Annotated in this window: 16 protein-coding genes, 2 tRNA genes and 1 pseudogene; 14 read left to right on the forward strand and 5 right to left on the reverse strand. The window is 58.4% G+C overall.

Going from position 1 to position 15,558, the window contains the following annotated elements; translation table 11 throughout:
• Positions 1–444 precede the first annotated feature (444 nt).
• From C4N23_RS12505 to C4N23_RS12545, 9 genes are all read left to right on the forward strand, one after another.
• Positions 445–1,146 carry a pseudouridine synthase gene (locus C4N23_RS12505; RefSeq protein WP_112146397.1) on the forward strand — a complete coding sequence of 234 codons (702 nt, stop codon included), beginning with the start codon at positions 445–447 and terminating at the stop codon, positions 1,144–1,146.
• A 264-nt stretch (positions 1,147–1,410) separates the two neighbouring features.
• Positions 1,411–2,496: a PucR family transcriptional regulator gene (locus C4N23_RS12510; protein WP_055189472.1), complete on the forward strand. Its 1,086-nt coding sequence runs from the start codon at positions 1,411–1,413 to the stop codon at positions 2,494–2,496.
• Between the two features lie 577 nt (positions 2,497–3,073).
• Entirely contained in the window at positions 3,074–3,838 is a 765-nt protein-coding gene (gene ftsE / locus C4N23_RS12515; protein ID WP_112146399.1) for a cell division ATP-binding protein FtsE, read from the forward strand.
• Positions 3,835–4,740, forward strand: coding sequence for a cell division protein FtsX (locus C4N23_RS12520; RefSeq protein ID WP_112146402.1), 906 nt, complete (start codon positions 3,835–3,837; stop codon positions 4,738–4,740). Before ftsE ends, C4N23_RS12520 begins: the two co-directional genes overlap by 4 nt.
• 16 nt (positions 4,741–4,756) lie before the next feature.
• Complete coding sequence (locus C4N23_RS12525) at positions 4,757–6,097, forward strand: murein hydrolase activator EnvC family protein (protein WP_242983796.1); 1,341 nt, start codon at positions 4,757–4,759, stop codon at positions 6,095–6,097.
• A gap of 160 nt (positions 6,098–6,257) precedes the next feature.
• Positions 6,258–7,664, forward strand: a complete 1,407-nt coding sequence (locus C4N23_RS12530) for a S41 family peptidase (protein ID WP_112146404.1) — start codon at positions 6,258–6,260, stop codon at positions 7,662–7,664.
• 452 nt (positions 7,665–8,116) lie between these two features.
• On the forward strand, positions 8,117–8,974 hold the full coding sequence (gene rsmA, locus C4N23_RS12535) for a 16S rRNA (adenine(1518)-N(6)/adenine(1519)-N(6))-dimethyltransferase RsmA (RefSeq protein ID WP_112146406.1): 858 nt from the start codon (positions 8,117–8,119) through the stop codon (positions 8,972–8,974).
• A 115-nt stretch (positions 8,975–9,089) separates the two neighbouring features.
• A tRNA-Thr gene (locus C4N23_RS12540) sits at positions 9,090–9,164 on the forward strand.
• A gap of 164 nt (positions 9,165–9,328) precedes the next feature.
• Complete coding sequence (locus C4N23_RS12545) at positions 9,329–9,634, forward strand: hypothetical protein (protein WP_112146408.1); 306 nt, start codon at positions 9,329–9,331, stop codon at positions 9,632–9,634.
• A gap of 65 nt (positions 9,635–9,699) precedes the next feature.
• Here C4N23_RS12545 and C4N23_RS14340 read toward each other — a convergent pair whose 3' ends face one another.
• Complete coding sequence (locus C4N23_RS14340) at positions 9,700–9,831, reverse strand: hypothetical protein (RefSeq protein ID WP_280953126.1); 132 nt, start codon at positions 9,829–9,831, stop codon at positions 9,700–9,702.
• Here C4N23_RS14340 and C4N23_RS14240 point away from each other — a divergent pair.
• The 3 genes and pseudogenes from C4N23_RS14240 to C4N23_RS12555 all read left to right on the forward strand — a co-directional run.
• Positions 9,812–9,862, forward strand: a pseudogene (locus C4N23_RS14240) (hypothetical protein); the annotation flags it as partial. The gene C4N23_RS14340 and the pseudogene C4N23_RS14240 overlap by 20 nt on opposite strands.
• Before the next feature lie 21 nt (positions 9,863–9,883).
• The gene (locus tag C4N23_RS14345) at positions 9,884–10,015 is read left to right on the forward strand and encodes a hypothetical protein (RefSeq protein WP_280953127.1); all 132 of its coding nucleotides are present in this window, start codon (positions 9,884–9,886) and stop codon (positions 10,013–10,015) included.
• A gap of 24 nt (positions 10,016–10,039) precedes the next feature.
• Positions 10,040–10,273: a hypothetical protein gene (locus C4N23_RS12555; protein ID WP_112146411.1), complete on the forward strand. Its 234-nt coding sequence runs from the start codon at positions 10,040–10,042 to the stop codon at positions 10,271–10,273.
• An 8-nt stretch (positions 10,274–10,281) separates the two neighbouring features.
• Here the strand turns inward: C4N23_RS12555 and C4N23_RS12560 are convergent, their stop codons facing one another.
• Positions 10,282–11,631 carry an AAA family ATPase gene (locus tag C4N23_RS12560; protein WP_097839236.1) on the reverse strand — a complete coding sequence of 450 codons (1,350 nt, stop codon included), beginning with the start codon at positions 11,629–11,631 and terminating at the stop codon, positions 10,282–10,284.
• Positions 11,632–11,805: 174 nt separating this feature from the next.
• On the opposite strand from C4N23_RS12560, the gene C4N23_RS12565 reads away from it, so the two are divergent.
• Positions 11,806–11,891 (forward strand) — tRNA-Tyr (locus tag C4N23_RS12565).
• A 152-nt stretch (positions 11,892–12,043) separates the two neighbouring features.
• Entirely contained in the window at positions 12,044–12,295 is a 252-nt protein-coding gene (locus C4N23_RS12570) for a DUF6061 family protein (RefSeq protein WP_112146413.1), read from the forward strand.
• 98 nt (positions 12,296–12,393) lie between these two features.
• On the opposite strand, the gene C4N23_RS12575 is transcribed toward C4N23_RS12570, so the two are convergent.
• The 3 genes from C4N23_RS12575 to C4N23_RS12585 all read right to left on the reverse strand — a co-directional run bounded on the left by C4N23_RS12575 (position 12,394) and on the right by C4N23_RS12585 (position 15,534).
• Positions 12,394–12,570 carry a hypothetical protein gene (locus C4N23_RS12575; protein ID WP_242983797.1) on the reverse strand — a complete coding sequence of 59 codons (177 nt, stop codon included), beginning with the start codon at positions 12,568–12,570 and terminating at the stop codon, positions 12,394–12,396.
• A 17-nt stretch (positions 12,571–12,587) separates the two neighbouring features.
• A complete protein-coding gene (locus C4N23_RS12580; RefSeq protein WP_112146417.1) occupies positions 12,588–13,853 on the reverse strand; it encodes a plasmid recombination protein in 1,266 nt (421 codons plus the stop codon).
• 364 nt (positions 13,854–14,217) lie between these two features.
• Positions 14,218–15,534 carry a DNA primase family protein gene (locus C4N23_RS12585; protein ID WP_112146418.1) on the reverse strand — a complete coding sequence of 439 codons (1,317 nt, stop codon included), beginning with the start codon at positions 15,532–15,534 and terminating at the stop codon, positions 14,218–14,220.
• Between the last annotated feature and the right edge of the window lie 24 nt (positions 15,535–15,558).

Here is a 15,558-nt window from a genome sequence, read left to right on the forward strand (position 1 = left end):
TGGGAGAGGTGGCATCGCGAAGCGATGACGGAGAGGGCGAGCCCGCTGACAAGAACGCATCGCGTCCGTTCAGATCAAGGCTTTCGGAAGTCCGCCCCATCGTAAGCGTCATCTAAACCTACGCCCTGCGCCGCCTCTGCCGGGCTCGCCCTCTCAGGCCGCCTAACGGCGTCCAGCTCCCCCAAAGTGGGAGCTTTTTCGAGAAGGCAAACTTTCCGGTATATCCAAAACCTCTCACTTTGGGAGAGGTGGCATCGCGAAGCGATGACGGAGAGGGCAAGCCCGCTGACAAGAACGCACCGCGTAAGTTTAGATCAAGGCTTTCGGAAGTCTGCCCCATCGTAAGCGCCAGCTAAACCGGGGCCTCGCTGCCAGCGAGACTTTGCATTGCGATAGATGAATCGTATGATAAGATTGAAATCAAGATAAAAAGGAGATCAACCTATGCGCCTAGACAAATACCTATCCGAAACGGCCCAATGCACCCGGAGCGAGGCGAAGACGCTGTTAGCGAAGGGGAAGGTGACGGTGAACGGGGCGGTCTGCAAAAAGGGCGACGTGCAGGTGAAGGAGGGCGACGCAGTGGCCGTGGAGGGCCGGGCGCTGCGCTACCAGAGATTCGTCTACCTGATGCTGAACAAGCCCGAAGGGGTGGTCAGCGCATCCACAGACAAGCGGGATACCACGGTGGTGGACCTTGTGGGGGACGCCTACCCCCGGCGGGAGCTGTTCCCGGCGGGTCGGCTGGACAAGACCAGCACCGGCTTCGTGCTGCTGACGGACGATGGCGGCTTCGCCCACGACATTTTGGCCCCGAAGCGCCATGTCTCCAAGACCTACACGGTGGAGATCGACACGCCGCTGACCGACGAGATGGTGGAAGGCTTTGCCGCGGGCGTGACGCTGGCGGACGGCACCGCCCTCTCCCCGGCGGTGGTGGAGCCGGTGAGCGCGGACAAATGCACCGTGCGGGTGCTGCTCAAGCAGGGGGTCTACCACCAGATCAAGCGGATGTTCGGCGTCTACGGCGCGGGGGTGAACAAGCTCCACCGGGACGCCATCGGCGGCCTTGCCCTCGACCCGGCGCTGGCACCGGGGCAGTGGCGGGAGCTTTCGGACGCTGAAGTGGCAAAAATTACTGGATGAAAGGGTCGGCTTTTCACCACGATTTCAAAAAACCGTCACATTTTCCCGGTAGAATACAGGTAAGAACCACGCAAAAAGGTGCTTTTTCGGCCGGTTGGAGGCCCCGAAAGATAATTTCAACAAGAAAGATAAAAATTTTTTGGTGAAATATGTTGCAAAAGTAAATTCTTTTGTGTAAAATAGAAAATGTAATGCGGCGAAATTGTGTAAAAATAACAATCTCGCCCCTGCGGCTTGCACAAAAGAGAAAAGGGGTATCCATTTATGGCCAATAGAGTATTCCAGAGCGTGATCTACCAGATGAAAGACGCCATCGACCGTGTGGTGGGCGTGGTGGATGAGACCGGCGCTGTGATCTCCTGCTCGGAGCTGAATCTGATCGGTGAAGTGCGTGAAGGTTTTATGGCCGAGCGCCTGACAGCGGGCGACCGCTTCGTGCGCGATGGCTACACCTACCAGCAGTTCTCCAGCGCAAAGCACAACGACTACGCCGTCTTCGTGGAGGGTGCCGACGAGACCGCCGGCCAGTTCGCGGCGGTGCTGTCCATCAGCTTGCAGAGCATCAAGCAGTACCACGACGAGAAGTTCGACAAATCCAACTTCATCAAGAACGTGGTGCTGGACAACATCCTGCCCGGCGACATCTATGCCAAGGCCCGTGAGCTGCACTTCGCCACCGACGTGTCCCGCGTGGTGTTCATCGTGCGGGTGACCAGCGGCGGCGACATCTCCGCTTACGATGTGGTCAGCAGCCTCTTCCCCGACAAGCAGAAGGACTTCGTCTTCAACATCAGCGAGACGGATACCGTGCTGGTCAAGGAGATCCGCAAGGGCATCGACCGCACCGACATGGAGAAGCTGGCTGCCAGCATCGTGGACACCCTCTCCGGCGAGCACTACATCAAGGCAGTGGTGGGCATCGGCACCCCCATCTCCAACGTGAAGGATCTGGCCACTTCCTTTAAGGAAGCCCAGATCGCCATGGAGGTGAGCAAGGTCTTCGATACCGAGAAGCAGATCATCCGCTACGACAACCTCGGCATCGCCCGCCTGATCTACCAGCTGCCCACCACCGTCTGCGAGATGTTCCTGCGGGAAGTGTTCAAGCAGGGCAGCATCGAGAGCCTCGATCAGGAGACGCTCTTCACCATTCAGCGCTTCTTCGAGAACAACCTGAACGTCTCCGAGACCAGCCGCGGCCTGTTCGTCCACCGCAACACGCTGGTGTATCGTCTGGAAAAGATCAAAAAGCTGACCGGTCTGGATCTGCGTGAGTTCGACGACGCAATCGTCTTCAAGGTAGCCTTGATGGTCAAGAAGTACCTGTCCAACAACCCGGCCAAATATTGATGCACACGCTGCGCGGCATTCCCCGCCGGCGTACCCAACCGGCCGCTCGAAACCGATGCTGGCCGGTTTTTTTGTGGGTCTTGGCCCAGCGGAAGCATAGCCCCATCGGAAGCACGATCTGAACCGAGGCTCCGCGCCGCCGTCAGCGGGCTTGCCCTCTCCCTACCGAAAGCATCTGCTAAACAAAGGCCCTGCCGCCCCGTGAGCGGGCTTGCCCTCTCCGTCATCGCTTGCGCGATGCCACCTCTCCCAAAGTGAGAGGCCTTGGCAAAGGCGTGAAGTGTGAGCGCAGCGCCTGACGGCTCTTTTTGCGGCAGCAGGGCGTAAAGTATAAAATGGGAAACTTAGCGGACTGCCAAGGGCTCCCACTTTGGGGGAGCTGGACGCCGTTAGGCGGCCTGAGAGGGCGAGCCCGCTGGCGGGAACTCTGCGCCTTTGTTTGGCACAGCGTAAGATAAGGCGAGGGCACCCCTTCTGCCGGGAACGCGGCACATTGGTTTAGAACAGGCCAAAATAGGCCGAAAACAAAGGAAAATCAAGCGATCTTTAGACGAAATAATTATCGGGAGTAAGACTCATGATCGACTTTGAACACGTTACGAAGCAATACAAGCACGGCGAGAAGCCCGCGCTGGAAGACATCAACTTCCATGTGGACGACGGCGAGTTCGTATTTTTGCTGGGCCACAGCGGCGCGGGCAAATCTACGCTGCTCAAGCTGATCCTGCGGGAGGAGCGGGCTACCAGCGGCCAAGTCCTTGTGGACGGCAAGGACGTGGCCAAGCTCCGCCGCCACAAGATCCCCTATCTGCGCCGCCAGATGGGCATTATTTTTCAGGATTTCCGGCTCATCCCCACGATGACCGTTTACGAGAACATCGCGTTTGCGATGCACGTCACCAACATCGGCCGTAAGCAGATCAAGGAGCGTGTGCCCTACATGCTGGAGCTGGTCCACTTGGAGGACAAGGCCAACGTCTACCCGGAGTTCCTCTCCGGCGGCGAGCAGCAGCGCGTGGCCGTGGCCCGTGCGCTGGCCCATGCCCCCAAGCTGGTCATCGCGGACGAGCCCACCGGCAACATCGACCCGGAGCTGAGCCTTGAGATGATGGAGCTGCTGGAACGGGTGAGCGATATGGGCATCACCGTGCTGGTGGTCACCCACGAACACGAGCTGGTCCACCGGTTCCACCGCCGAGTGGTGACGCTGAAGGGCGGCCAGATCATTTCCGACATCCCTGCCGACGGCAGGGCCGACCTTGACCTGCCCCTGAACGGGCTGGACACCACCGGCGAGATCACGCTCAAACCCGCCGCAGAGGGAGAGGAGGCGCTGGTATGAAACTTTCCACCTTTGGGTTCCTGACCCGCCGCGGCGTGCGCAACCTTGGCAAACACTGGGCCATGACCATTGCGTGCATCGCCTCCCTGAGCGTCTGCATGACGCTGAACACCTTTGCCACGCTGGCTGAGGTCAACGTGGACAGCATGGTCAACTATCTGGGCCAGCAGAACGAGATGGTCGTCTTCGTGGACCCGGCGGCCGACGACGCCACCACCGCTTCGGTGGGGGAGCGGATCACCGCCACCCCCGGCGTCAGCAGCGTGCAGTACATGTCCAAGGAGGACACCCTGAACGCCTACCGGGGCTTCCTGTCCGACTATGCGTCCCTGCTGGACGAGTTTGAGAACGACAACCCCTTCAAAGCCAACTACCGGGTCTCCCTGAGCGACCTGAGCCAGATGTCCGCCATCAGCCAGCAGTTCCAGACCATCCCCGGCGTATACAGCGTGTCCGCGCCGGTGGAGATGACCAACACCTTCGTGGAGATCCAGAAGGTCGTCACCAAGGGCGGACAGGCCATCATCGCGGTGCTGATGATCGTCAGCATCATCACGGTGGGCAGCACCATCCGCCTCAGCGTCTTTGCGCGGCGGCGGGAGATCGAGATCATGAAGTACGTCGGTGCCACCAACGCCATGGTCACCCTGCCCTTCTTCATGGAGGGCCTGACCATGGGCCTGATCTCCGGTGCCATCACCTCGGCAGCGGGCATCGGCGGCTACTATTATATCGTGGAAGCATCCAGCACCTTCGGCGGCCTGTGGCAGATGCTCATGGGCGCAGCCCTTGTGCCGGTGGAGAACGTCTGGCTCACCATCCTGACCTACAGTCTGGCGGGCGGCGCACTGGTCGGTGCGCTGGGCAGCACCTTCTCCATCCGCAAGCATCTGAACGTGTAAGGGAGGGGAACAGAGCATGAAAGCACGCCATTCCGCCGGTTTCCGGCTCTACCACCGCCCCGAACACGCCAAGCCCTCCCGGCATCACAACCGGGCCATGCGGGCGGCCAGCCTCTTTCTGGCGGCGGCCTGTCTGCTGCTGAGCGTGTCGGTCTACCCGGCCACGGCGGCCACCAGCATGTCCAGCCTCCAAAATAAGCTGAATAAGCTGAGCCAGTCCATCGAACAGCACAAAAAAGAACTGTCCGACGCGAAAAAGAAGGAACAGGCCGCGAAAGCCCTCGAATCCGAGCTGAAGGAGAAGGTCACGGTGGTCCAGAGCCAGATCGGTGTGCTCAAGAGCCAGATCGCCGTGGTGCAGAACAGCATCGGCGTCAAGGAACAGGAGATCGCCGCCAAGGAGCAGGAGATCACCGCCAAGAAGCAGGAGATCACCGCCAAGCAGGGCGAGATCGACACCCAGTGGACGGCCTTCAAGGGCCACATGGCCGCCATGCAGGAGCTGCGGGAGGGCGGCAGCGTCGCCATGCTCTCCTCGGTGACGAACCTGTATGAGCTGCTCACCTTCAACCAAGCCCTGCAGGACATCTCGGTGAAGGATACCGAGATCCTGACCAATATGCGCAACGCCAAAGAGGCGCTGGAAAACGACAAGGCCCAGCTCGAAGAGCAGAAGACCCAGTTGAACAGCCAGCGGGCGGAGCTGCAGAGCAAGAAGAGCGAGCTGGACAGCCAGAACGCCCAGATGACCGCCAAGCAGAGCGAGCTGAACTCCAGCGTGGCTGCGGCCAAGCTGAGCGCCGCCGAGGCCCAGAAAGCCCAGAAGGACGCCCAAGCCGCCATCGAGTCGGACGAGATGAACTATGAAGCCGTCAAGAAAGAGGTCCAGAAGCTCATCGCAGCCGCGGCCTCCTCCAAGCCGCAGCTGAGCTTCACCGGCTTTATCTGCCCCCTCAAGAGCTATACCCGCATCTCCAGCGAGTATGGCTGGCGCAAGAATCCGGTCTCCGGCGTGAACAAGCTCCACGCGGGCACGGACTTCGCCGCCCCGGGGGGCACCCCCATCTACGCAGCCGCCAGCGGCTATGTGCAGGTGGCAGGCTGGTCCAGCGGCGGCTACGGCAACTATGTCATCATCTACCACGGCAAAATGTCCGATGGCCAGCAGTACAGCACCCTGTACGGCCATATGAGGTCGGTGGCTACCTCGGCGGGCAAGTATGTCCAGCAGGGCGAACTCATCGGCTACGTGGGTTCCACCGGCAACTCCACCGGCAACCACCTCCACCTCGAAGTCTGGAAGGGCGGTTCCAAGGCCAATGCCGTGAATCCTAGAGGTTATATCCCCATGAAATAATTCCTGTCTGTATCAAAGGAGGTCGTTCGGACGATGAACGATAAAAAACGCAAGCGCATCCTGCGCGTGGGCTGCCTGATCTTGGCATGCGTGTTCGGCCTGTCCCTGCTGGGCAGCTTGGTCATGATGCTGCTGGTCTGAGCGGGAGGGAAAAGCAACTATGAATCGCAAGATATCCGTTGGCATGGCGGTCAGCATCGTCATCCTTGCCATGACCGTGACCTTCTCCATCACCATGCTGGTGGCGATGCGCCTGTTCGACAGCACCGTTTCCAGCGTGAAGGAAAAGGAGAGCATGTACAATAAGATCGCGGAGGTGGACCGCTACGTCCGCAGCAACGATTATTATACCATCGACGAAACGACCCTGTACGACCGCCTGACGGCGGGCTACCTGCTGGGCACCGGCGATAAATACGCTCGGTATTATACCGCCCAAGGTTATACAGACCTGATGAACACCCAGAACGGAACCCTCGTGGGCATCGGCGTGGAGCTGGCCATCGACCAGTCCGGCTACGCCAAGGTGACCAAGGTCTATGATGACTCCCCGGCCCATGAGGCGGGCATCACCGTGGGGGATTACCTCACCGCCGTGGACGGCACCGACATCAAGAACCTGACCGGCGTGGAAGCCGTCCAGACCAAGCTCCGGGGCGAGAGCGGCACCACCGTGAACGTCACGTGGCTGGACAGCGAGGCCACCGAGCACACCGCCGACCTGACCCACTCCGGCTATAATACCACCACCGTAGATTATGAGATGCTCCAAGACAACGTGGGCTACATCCGGATCCGCCAGTTCGACGGCTCCACCCCCAGTGAGCTGGACTACGCCCTGCGCAGCCTGAATGCGGGCGGCGCGGTCAGCTTCGTGTTTGACCTGCGGGACAACGGCGGCGGCATCCTCGACGACGCCATCAGCTGCATCGACCTCATCGTGCCCGAAGGCACCGTGGCCTACGCCGAGGACAAGAACGGCAACCGCACCGCGCTGGGTTCCAGCACCGGCGACAGCATCATCACGCAGCCGCTGGTCTGCCTCGTCAACGGCAATACCGCCAGCGCGGCGGAGCTTTTCGCCAGCAGTCTCCGCACCATGAGCGGCGCCCGCCTTGTGGGCACCACCACCATGGGCAAGGGCACCATCCAGAGCAGCCCCCAGCGCCTGTCCGACGGCAGCGCCGTGGTGGTCACCGTGGCAAAGCTGCTCTGCGGCGACGGCTCGTCCTTTGACGGCACCGGCCTGACCGTGGATGTGGATCGTACCCTGACCGCCGACGAGCAGACCGCCTACTACGACTACACCACCTCCACCGACCCCCAGATCCAGCGCGCCGTGGCCACCGCCCAGCAGATGACCGGCACCACCACCGTCTCCGGCGTCAATGAAGCCGACAGCACCGCTGACAGCGCCGCTGACAGCGCCGCCGCCGCACCCGCCGCACCCGCCGAAGGTGAGGCAGAGAGCGAAGCCGCCAGCGCAACGGAAAGCGAAGCCGCCAGTGGGAGCGAACCCGCCGCCAGCAGCGAACCCGCCGCCAGCAGCGAGGGAGCGGGGGAATAAGGGCCTGTCGGAAGCACAATCTAAACCTAGGCTCTGCGCCGCCTCTGCCGGGCTTGCCCTCTCCGTCATCGCTAACGCGATGCCACCTCTCCCAAAGTGAGAGGCCTTGGCAGTCCGGGAAGTTTCCCAGTTTATACGTTACGCCCTGCTGCCGTAAGGGGAGCCGAAGGCGCTGCGCGGAGACGTTTCGCCTTTGCCAAGGGCTCCCCCTTTGGGAAAGACTCCCTCCGGCCGGAGGGAGATGTCGCATATGCGACAGAGGGAGGACAGCTGGCGCGAAGCGCCTGAGAGGGCGAGCCCGGCAGAGGGAACCCTGCGCCTTTGTTTAGCACTGCGCAAGATAAGGCAAAAGCAAGCCCGCTTCCGGCGAGACTTCGCCCCGGTTTCGCTTGAGCTTACGACAAGACCCCCCAACCGATCCACGAAAAAAATCTACCAACAAAGGAGCCCCTATGCCAGAACTCACCGACCTGTCCTATGTCCGTGCGCTGTGCGAAAAGTACGATTTCGCGCTGTCGAAGGGCTTCGGCCAGAACTTCATCATCAACCCCGGTCTGCCCATCAAGATCGTGGACGCCAGCCGGGTGGACAAGCGCTACGGCGTCATCGAGATCGGCCCCGGCATCGGCGTGCTGACCCGCGAGCTGGCCAAGCGCGCGGCCAAGGTGGTCTCCATCGAGGTGGACGAGCGGCTGCCGCCCCTGCTGACTGAGACGATGGCCGGCGTGGACAACTTCAAGCTGGTCATGAACGACGTGCTCAAGGTGGACCTGAAGGCCCTCATCGCCGAGGAGTTCCCCGGAATGCCGGTGGCCGTCTGCGCGAACCTGCCCTATTACATCACCAGCCCCATCGTCATGAAGCTGCTGGGCGACCGCCTCCCGGTGGAGAGCCTGACCGTCATGGTCCAGAAAGAGGCCGCCGACCGGCTGGCCGCAGCCCCCGGCACCCGCGCTTCCAGCGCCATCAGCTGTGCGGTGAGCTACTACGCCCAGTCGAAGATGATGTTCACCGCCGCGCCGGGCAGCTTCTACCCGGCCCCCAAGGTGACCAGCGCCGTGGTACGGATGGACATCCGCCCCACCCCCGCCGTGGAGGTGGCCGATGAGGAGGGCTATTTTGCCCTCATCCGCGCCGCCTTCGGCCAGCGCCGCAAGACCGCCGCCAACGCCATCGCCAGCGGCCTTTCCCGCCCCAAGGAGGGCATCATCGCCGCCATCGAGGCTGCGGGTTTCGACGCCCGCATCCGCCCCGAAGCCCTCACGCTGGAGGACTTCGCGAAGATCCAAGCGGCACTGGCAGACCAATAACGCCCTGCGCCCTTCGGCCCCTGCCGGAGGGCTTTTGTTTTGCCGCCCGGCCCAAAACCCGAAAATCAGCCTTGCCAAACCCGCCCGCCAGTGGTATACTATTCAGGTAACGTGTGCTAGTGTGGCGCAATGGCAGCGCAACTGATTTGTAATCAGTGGGTTGCAGGTTCAACTCCTGTCACTAGCTCCAAGAAAAATCCTACGATATACCGTTAGAATGACGGCGTGTATCGTGGGATTTTTGCTTTTCTATGCGCTGCAAACTGCACAATGTTAACGGTTCTGTTTGATGCAAATTATACGTTGACGGTTATATCATGAACGGTTATACTATAGTAAAGAGGGGGTGCTGTAATGGCTGTATCTGATGCACACAAAAGAGCATCGGTCAAGTACAACGCAAGCAAGGATAATATCATGCTCCGCCCATCCAAAGAGGATGGGGCAAGGATTCGCAAGGCTGCTGCGGACGCTGGCAAGAGCGTTCAGCGGTATTGTCTGGATATTCTGCTGAAGTCTGTACCAGATGAAACGCCGAACGCTGACACTCTGGAAGCCTTTGAAGAACTGGATAACGGTGGTGGGGAACATTTCAGTGGAACGGCAGAAGAACTTTTCAAAAAGATTCTTTCTGAACCAGATGGAGAGGAAACCGCCTGATGGAATTGACAATAGAGAATCTGCGCACACTAGCCAGCAGCGGAGAAATCTTCCTTACAGCGCACTCACAGGCTCGCTTGTATGAGCGCGATATCCTGCTGGCAGACATTCGGCAAGCCATCCAGAGCGAAAGAAGAAAGGGGAATGAACATGACTTGCTTTTTCTGCAAAGGCGAAATGAAGCCCAGCACCACCATTCACACGGTACAACTGAAAAACTGCGTTGTCGTTATCAAAAATGTTCCCTGCATGAAGTGTGAACAATGCGGCGAGGTGGTTCTGTCTGCTGCTACGGTGGAGAAGATAGAACGCATTTTGCAGACCGTTGAAAAGGCTGTGGCGGAGATTACTGTGGTGAACTACCCGGACTGTGCAGCCTGATAGAGTGAAAGGAGCGGTGCTGGAATGTCGTTTCCTGTCACTCGCTCCACGAAAAAAGACCCCAGAGCTTCACTGCTCTGGGGCCTTTTGCATCCCTACTGCAAGCTGGTTTGGTGGCCAACATCGGAAATAATAGCGAAGCATCGCCGTAAATCGAACTTGGCCAGCATGGCCGGGTTCAACAGGGGGGTGACCAAGTTCGAACTTGGCCAGCAACCGAAGTTGGCCAACCAGACCAACATTCAAATTAAAACATAAGAACGTAGTTATTTTTTAAGTTGGTCATCGGATTTACTCCAGTCGGAGAAGGAGTACCACCGGTTGCAGCCATCTCTCTCCCGGATCGCCTTCTTCGTGATGCGGCCGCTCTTTACCAGCTCCGCGTAGGCGCGGTTGTAGGTCTTCTCGCTGCACCCGACCTCCTTGGTGACGGCGGCGCGCAGCTCGCTGCTGGCCATGCTGCCAAGGCGGCTCTCGGCCAGCGCGTTGAGGATGGCGGCGGTGGTGTCGTCCTTGGTCTGGGCAAGGCGGAGGCGGCGCTCCTCCATGAAGTCCGCGTCCTTCTTGTCGGTGGAGCCGTCGAAGATGGCCCGCGCGGTGGGCACGCCGTCCACGGTCACGTCCTCGATGTGCATCAGCACGGTCTGGGCGGGCTTGGAGTAGCTGCTCTTCTCGTGGCTGAGGTAGATCTGGCCCTCGGTGCTGTTCTTGCAGCGGCCCATCATCAGCACGCTGCGGGCGATGTCCCACAGGTCCGAGCTGTCGGCGAGGCGGCCACGGCCCGAAACGCCCGGCCGCTTGTTGGTGTGCATGGAGATGAGGGTGGCGAGGTGGTACTTGGTGCTCAGGCTCTTCAGGGGCAGCACGGCGCCGCGCATCTGGTTGCGGCTGGCCATCTCCACGTCAGGGGGCAGAAAGCTTTGCAGCGGGTCTAAGATCAACAGGATGGGGTTGATCTTCGCCACAAAGGTGGTGATGTCGTCGTCTCCGATGCAGAGCTGGTGGCCGGTGCGCAGGTAGTAGTCGTCGGCACTGACGACCATCACCTTGGACATGTCGGCTCCGGCGGCGGCGATGCGGCCCTTGAGCACCTTGCCGGGGTCGTCCTCGCCCGCAAGGATGAGCACCCGGCCGGTCTGGGCGGGCGGTTCGGGGAAGAAGCCGCTGGTCTGCCCGGCGGTGACGTAGGCGATGAGCTGGGCTTGCCAGATGCCCTTGCCGGTGCCGCCGTCGGCACCCAGCAGGGAGATCTCGCCCCGCGGCAGGACGTCCGGCACCAGCCATTCGGTCTCCTCGCAGGGCACATCGCTCAGGCAGTAGGGCTCCGGGGCCTTGGCGTAGTGGTGGTCGTGCCATGCCATTGCGGATTCCCAAAATGCGTTGTCGTCCTCACGCTGGCGCTTGGCGCACCCGGCACGCCATGTGTCGACCTGAGAAAACTTCGTGCCTACGGTAGAAACGGCATCCACAAGGTACTGGTATCGTTCTTGCTCATCGTAGGGGTCGTGATTGATGTATATCAACAAATAGGTGTAGTCGTTCAGCAGTTCCACAGCCGGGGTGGTGGCAAGATACTCCTTGAACGATGCGAGAAATGCTTCGCGGTCAGTCGTCATAAAGAATAGTCTCCTTTCTGTTTTAATTTGTGCGTCTGAACCACAATCATTGGTTGTAGTATACACCGGCTGACAAAAGATGTCAAGATTTTTTTGCAAAAAATGGTTGACAAATTTCAGATTCGATGGTAAGATATACAGGCGGTAAGCGATGGCCGCGTAAAAAATGAATCTGGGCGTGTTCCCGAGTGGCCAATGGGGACAGACTGTAAATCTGCTGCTTTTCAGCTTCGGTGGTTCGAATCCACCCGCGCCCACCAAACAAGAAAAATCCGAACCTGTTTCCGATTGGAGAAGGGTTCGGATTTTTCGTTTTCTTCGGGTACAACAATGAAGGCTCCCGTGGACGGCACAAAACTCCGATACCTTGTCATAGACCGTAAGACAATCACAAGATTTGGAGGGTATGATTATGAAGTACGATGCAAGAGCTTGCCATTTCAACATGGATACCGGGTGCGTGGAACTGCTACTCCGGGATGGGAGAAAAATTTCCATTGACTGCACCGGGGCCGAGGATGCTCTGGATGTTACCATGGAGCAGAGGTCAGAACTGGACTACCTCATCTACAATGACCCGCTGGGCTATGCGGACTTGATTTTGAATGGCGACCCAGAGGAATATTTGAAAAATGCAACCGGGAGCCATGGGCTAGAAGATTAAGGACAAAAAAATAAGAGGTGTGCCCAACTGGACACACCTCGGTGAGATACATCTATATAAGGCAGGGCGTTCCCTTTACTGGGAGCGTCCTGCTGTTTTTATGCGGCAACAGGCAAGGCTTGTAGTGCTTCCTGCTCTTTCAGCCATTCCTCATATTCGCGCTGGCCTTCCTCGCTGTTGAAAAACTCAACCATGGAGGGATAAAAGCAGCGTGCAAGGATTTTGATGGCTTCATCCGGGTAGCCGGATTTGTTCGACTTCTTCTTTTTGTTCAAATGGTATCCTCCGAAAATCAAAGTTCCATATCCTGCCCACGCTTGCGGTTTCGCTGCGGCACATTCATGGTGCGCTCCTGCTTGGGGGCAAGAATCTTTTCCAGAAAGCCGCGCACCAGTTCGGGCGCACGGTGGAGAGCATCCAGATAGGGTTTCACGTCGTACCACAGGTCGTGGTACTTGTTGCTCCAACGAACGGCCTCCTTCTTAGCGGTGAAAAGTTCTTCTTTCAAGCGGCGGTTCTCCACGTCCATCATATAGCCGTGGTCAGCCTGTTTTTTCAGTTTGGAAAATTCTTCTTCGGTCAGCGAGTAGTTGCCGAGGAAGGTGCGCTTGCCGATATAATCCAGATCGCGCGCGTGAATGAGGGCTTCTTTCGTGAGCGTGGCCTTTTTCTGCACAGCGGCAAGTTCCTTTTCGGTCTTGGAGAGGGTTTTGTTGGTTTGGGTGAGGTGCTGCTCTTTCTGGTCAATCTGGGCGGTCAGGCTGTCCAGCCGCTCCTGCTCCCGCTGGACTTTGAACTGGGTGACGGTCAGGTGTTCTTCGGTACTGCCGCGCTCGCCGCGCTCCACATCCGTGTATCCGGCGTTGCGCATATAGTTGAAGAAATCGTCTTGCAGGATGCTGTACGACTTCTTCAGGACTGGTTTGCCGTTCTTTTGCAGGACGGGCTCTCCAGCATCGTCCATCAGGGGCTTGGATGCCCACTTCTTGCTCCGGCTGACCTGCATGACGGTCTCCTTGACTGTGCCGACCAGTGCCTTATCCTTGCAGCGTTTCGACCAGAGGATCTGCTTTTCCACCACAGGCACATAGACCACATGGAGATGGTAGTGGTAGACCTCCCGGCCTAATGCTTCTGTCATGGCACGGTTGATCTCATCGGCATGCATGACAGCCGAGAGGATATACTGCTCACCGCCTACGATTTGGATAGCAGCTTTGTAGGCATCTGCATAGAACTGCTTAGCGAACTCATAGCCGCCGTGGTTGTCAAAGTAGGCCGAGTTGACATCAAAGACAAGCTCGCAATAATGGGTGGCATCCGGCTTCAGGCCGCGCGTTGAAATCGTACCAGCGGTTTCCAGTTGGGCGAACAGGTCAGTGTAGCTGGCGGTTGGCTTTTTGAAGTGGACGTTCCATGCAGTGCGCTGGGGGATAATGTCGGGGTTCCGATAGCTGTCCTTTTCGCGCTCATTGTGCTGCTGAGTGTTGCCAACGGCCTTATCCGAAACGGCGAGATTTCGGACACTGGTGCGGTCAATACCATCATTTCTTGCCAAGGGCATCCCTCCTTTCAAGGTTCATCGAGAGGTGACGGGGAACGGAGATGCACTTCTGCGGAAGTGTAATAACCCACTATGACACTTTCATCCCTATGGTCTGCAAAGTGTAGTGGGCTCTCCGAGGGGGAACGTCTCCTGCGGGAGAGTTACAATCAAGTTCGCACAATGCGAACTTGATTGCTCCGTACGCATCTGAAAAAATTGCGTACGGACTTCAAATAACCTGTACGGTTCGTACGACGTACGGAAATGCGAAATATAAACGATAACACGTTTTAAAACGCTTTAATTCGCCGTACAGATGCGTACAAGTACAGACCGTACAGGTTGTACGAACTTCTTCCGTGAAAAAATGCACTTTTTACGGACAGGGGTGGACAAGCGGCTCGATGCCTACAAAACCCCGCACCCTGCGGCCACCGGGCAGATAGATATTGTTGGTGGCTTCAAGGTTGTAGCGGCGGTCATTCTGGCGCAGTTCTGCGCTGAAACGGATCGCCGATACGCTGTGACAGGCGTTATCTTCGCACCACAGTTTGTAGATTTCATAGAAATCTTTGGAACTGATGGAGTAGTCTGCCTTAAAGCGGAAGTAGCCCTCGGATTCCATGAAGTCAATGACATTGTTGCTGCTGCGCTTGATGGTGTCCACGTTGGCGGCGGCTCGTTCGCTGACCGTGAAGCGGAAATCGTTCTGCACCAGCCGGTGCAGCCCTTCCAGACACCAGAGCAGGATACCCTCCAATTCGGCGCACATCTTCTCCACAAGGAAGGGGTCATCCATGCGGTCGGCAGGCTTGTCCTTGGTGGTCAAGATAAGCTGGCGGCGAAAGAAACCGTCCGAATGGTCGTACAGTGAGGTCAGCGTACCGTTGCCGAAACAGAGGAACCGGGCATAAATGTCCCGCTGGTAACTCTGGACACCTTTGCGCTCCAAGTCCAGCTTGGCTTCGGCGGTCACGATGGTCTTGATATAGTTGGTCTTGGGCAAGGCGTTCATGTCCATATCATCGTCGATCATCAGCAGGCGGCGTTCCAGATCGGCACGGGCAAAGCGGTTGTTCTCCACTTTCTGGACGCTGCCATTGCTGGCGGCATCTCCCATGAGCCGTTTCAGCACCAGCCCGATGCGGGACTTGCCCTCGCCGCCCTTGCCGACAATGAGCATCATCTTCTGCCCTTTGGTGCTGGGGATCAGGCAGTAGCCCAGATACTCCTGCAAGGTGGGGATGTCAGCATCGTCCAACAGCTCGTGCAGAAAGGTCAGCCAGCGGTCAGGGCTGGCGGCTTTGGGGTCATACTTCACAGGCAGGCGGTTCTGGCAGAACAGGCGGCTCTCCTGAAAAGAGCCGTCCGGCAGATGGTACACACCGTTCTGGAGGTGGATGCAGTCCTGCTCGATGGGGAACGGGTCGGAAAAGGCCAGCAGCTTGATGGTCTCCAGAATGTTGGTGACCTTTTTTGACAGGCCGGAGGTGACATATTCCTCGATGTTCTCCAAGATGCGCTGCTTGATCTCGCTCTCATCCTCTACCGGGCCGTCCAGCGTATACAGCGTTCCGTTGACGCATTTCAGCGGCCACTGTTCCAGAAAGGCACGGCCAAACTGGACTTCATCGATCTTCTTTCCGTTGTACCAGTCCGGCCATAAGGGGTTGCGGGAAATGTTTTTCTTCATAGGGTGGTTCTCCTTTAGAAAAGT

This window comes from Faecalibacterium hattorii, from assembly GCF_003287455.1.
In the GTDB taxonomy this organism is placed as follows: Bacteria; Bacillota; Clostridia; order Oscillospirales; family Ruminococcaceae; genus Faecalibacterium; species Faecalibacterium hattorii.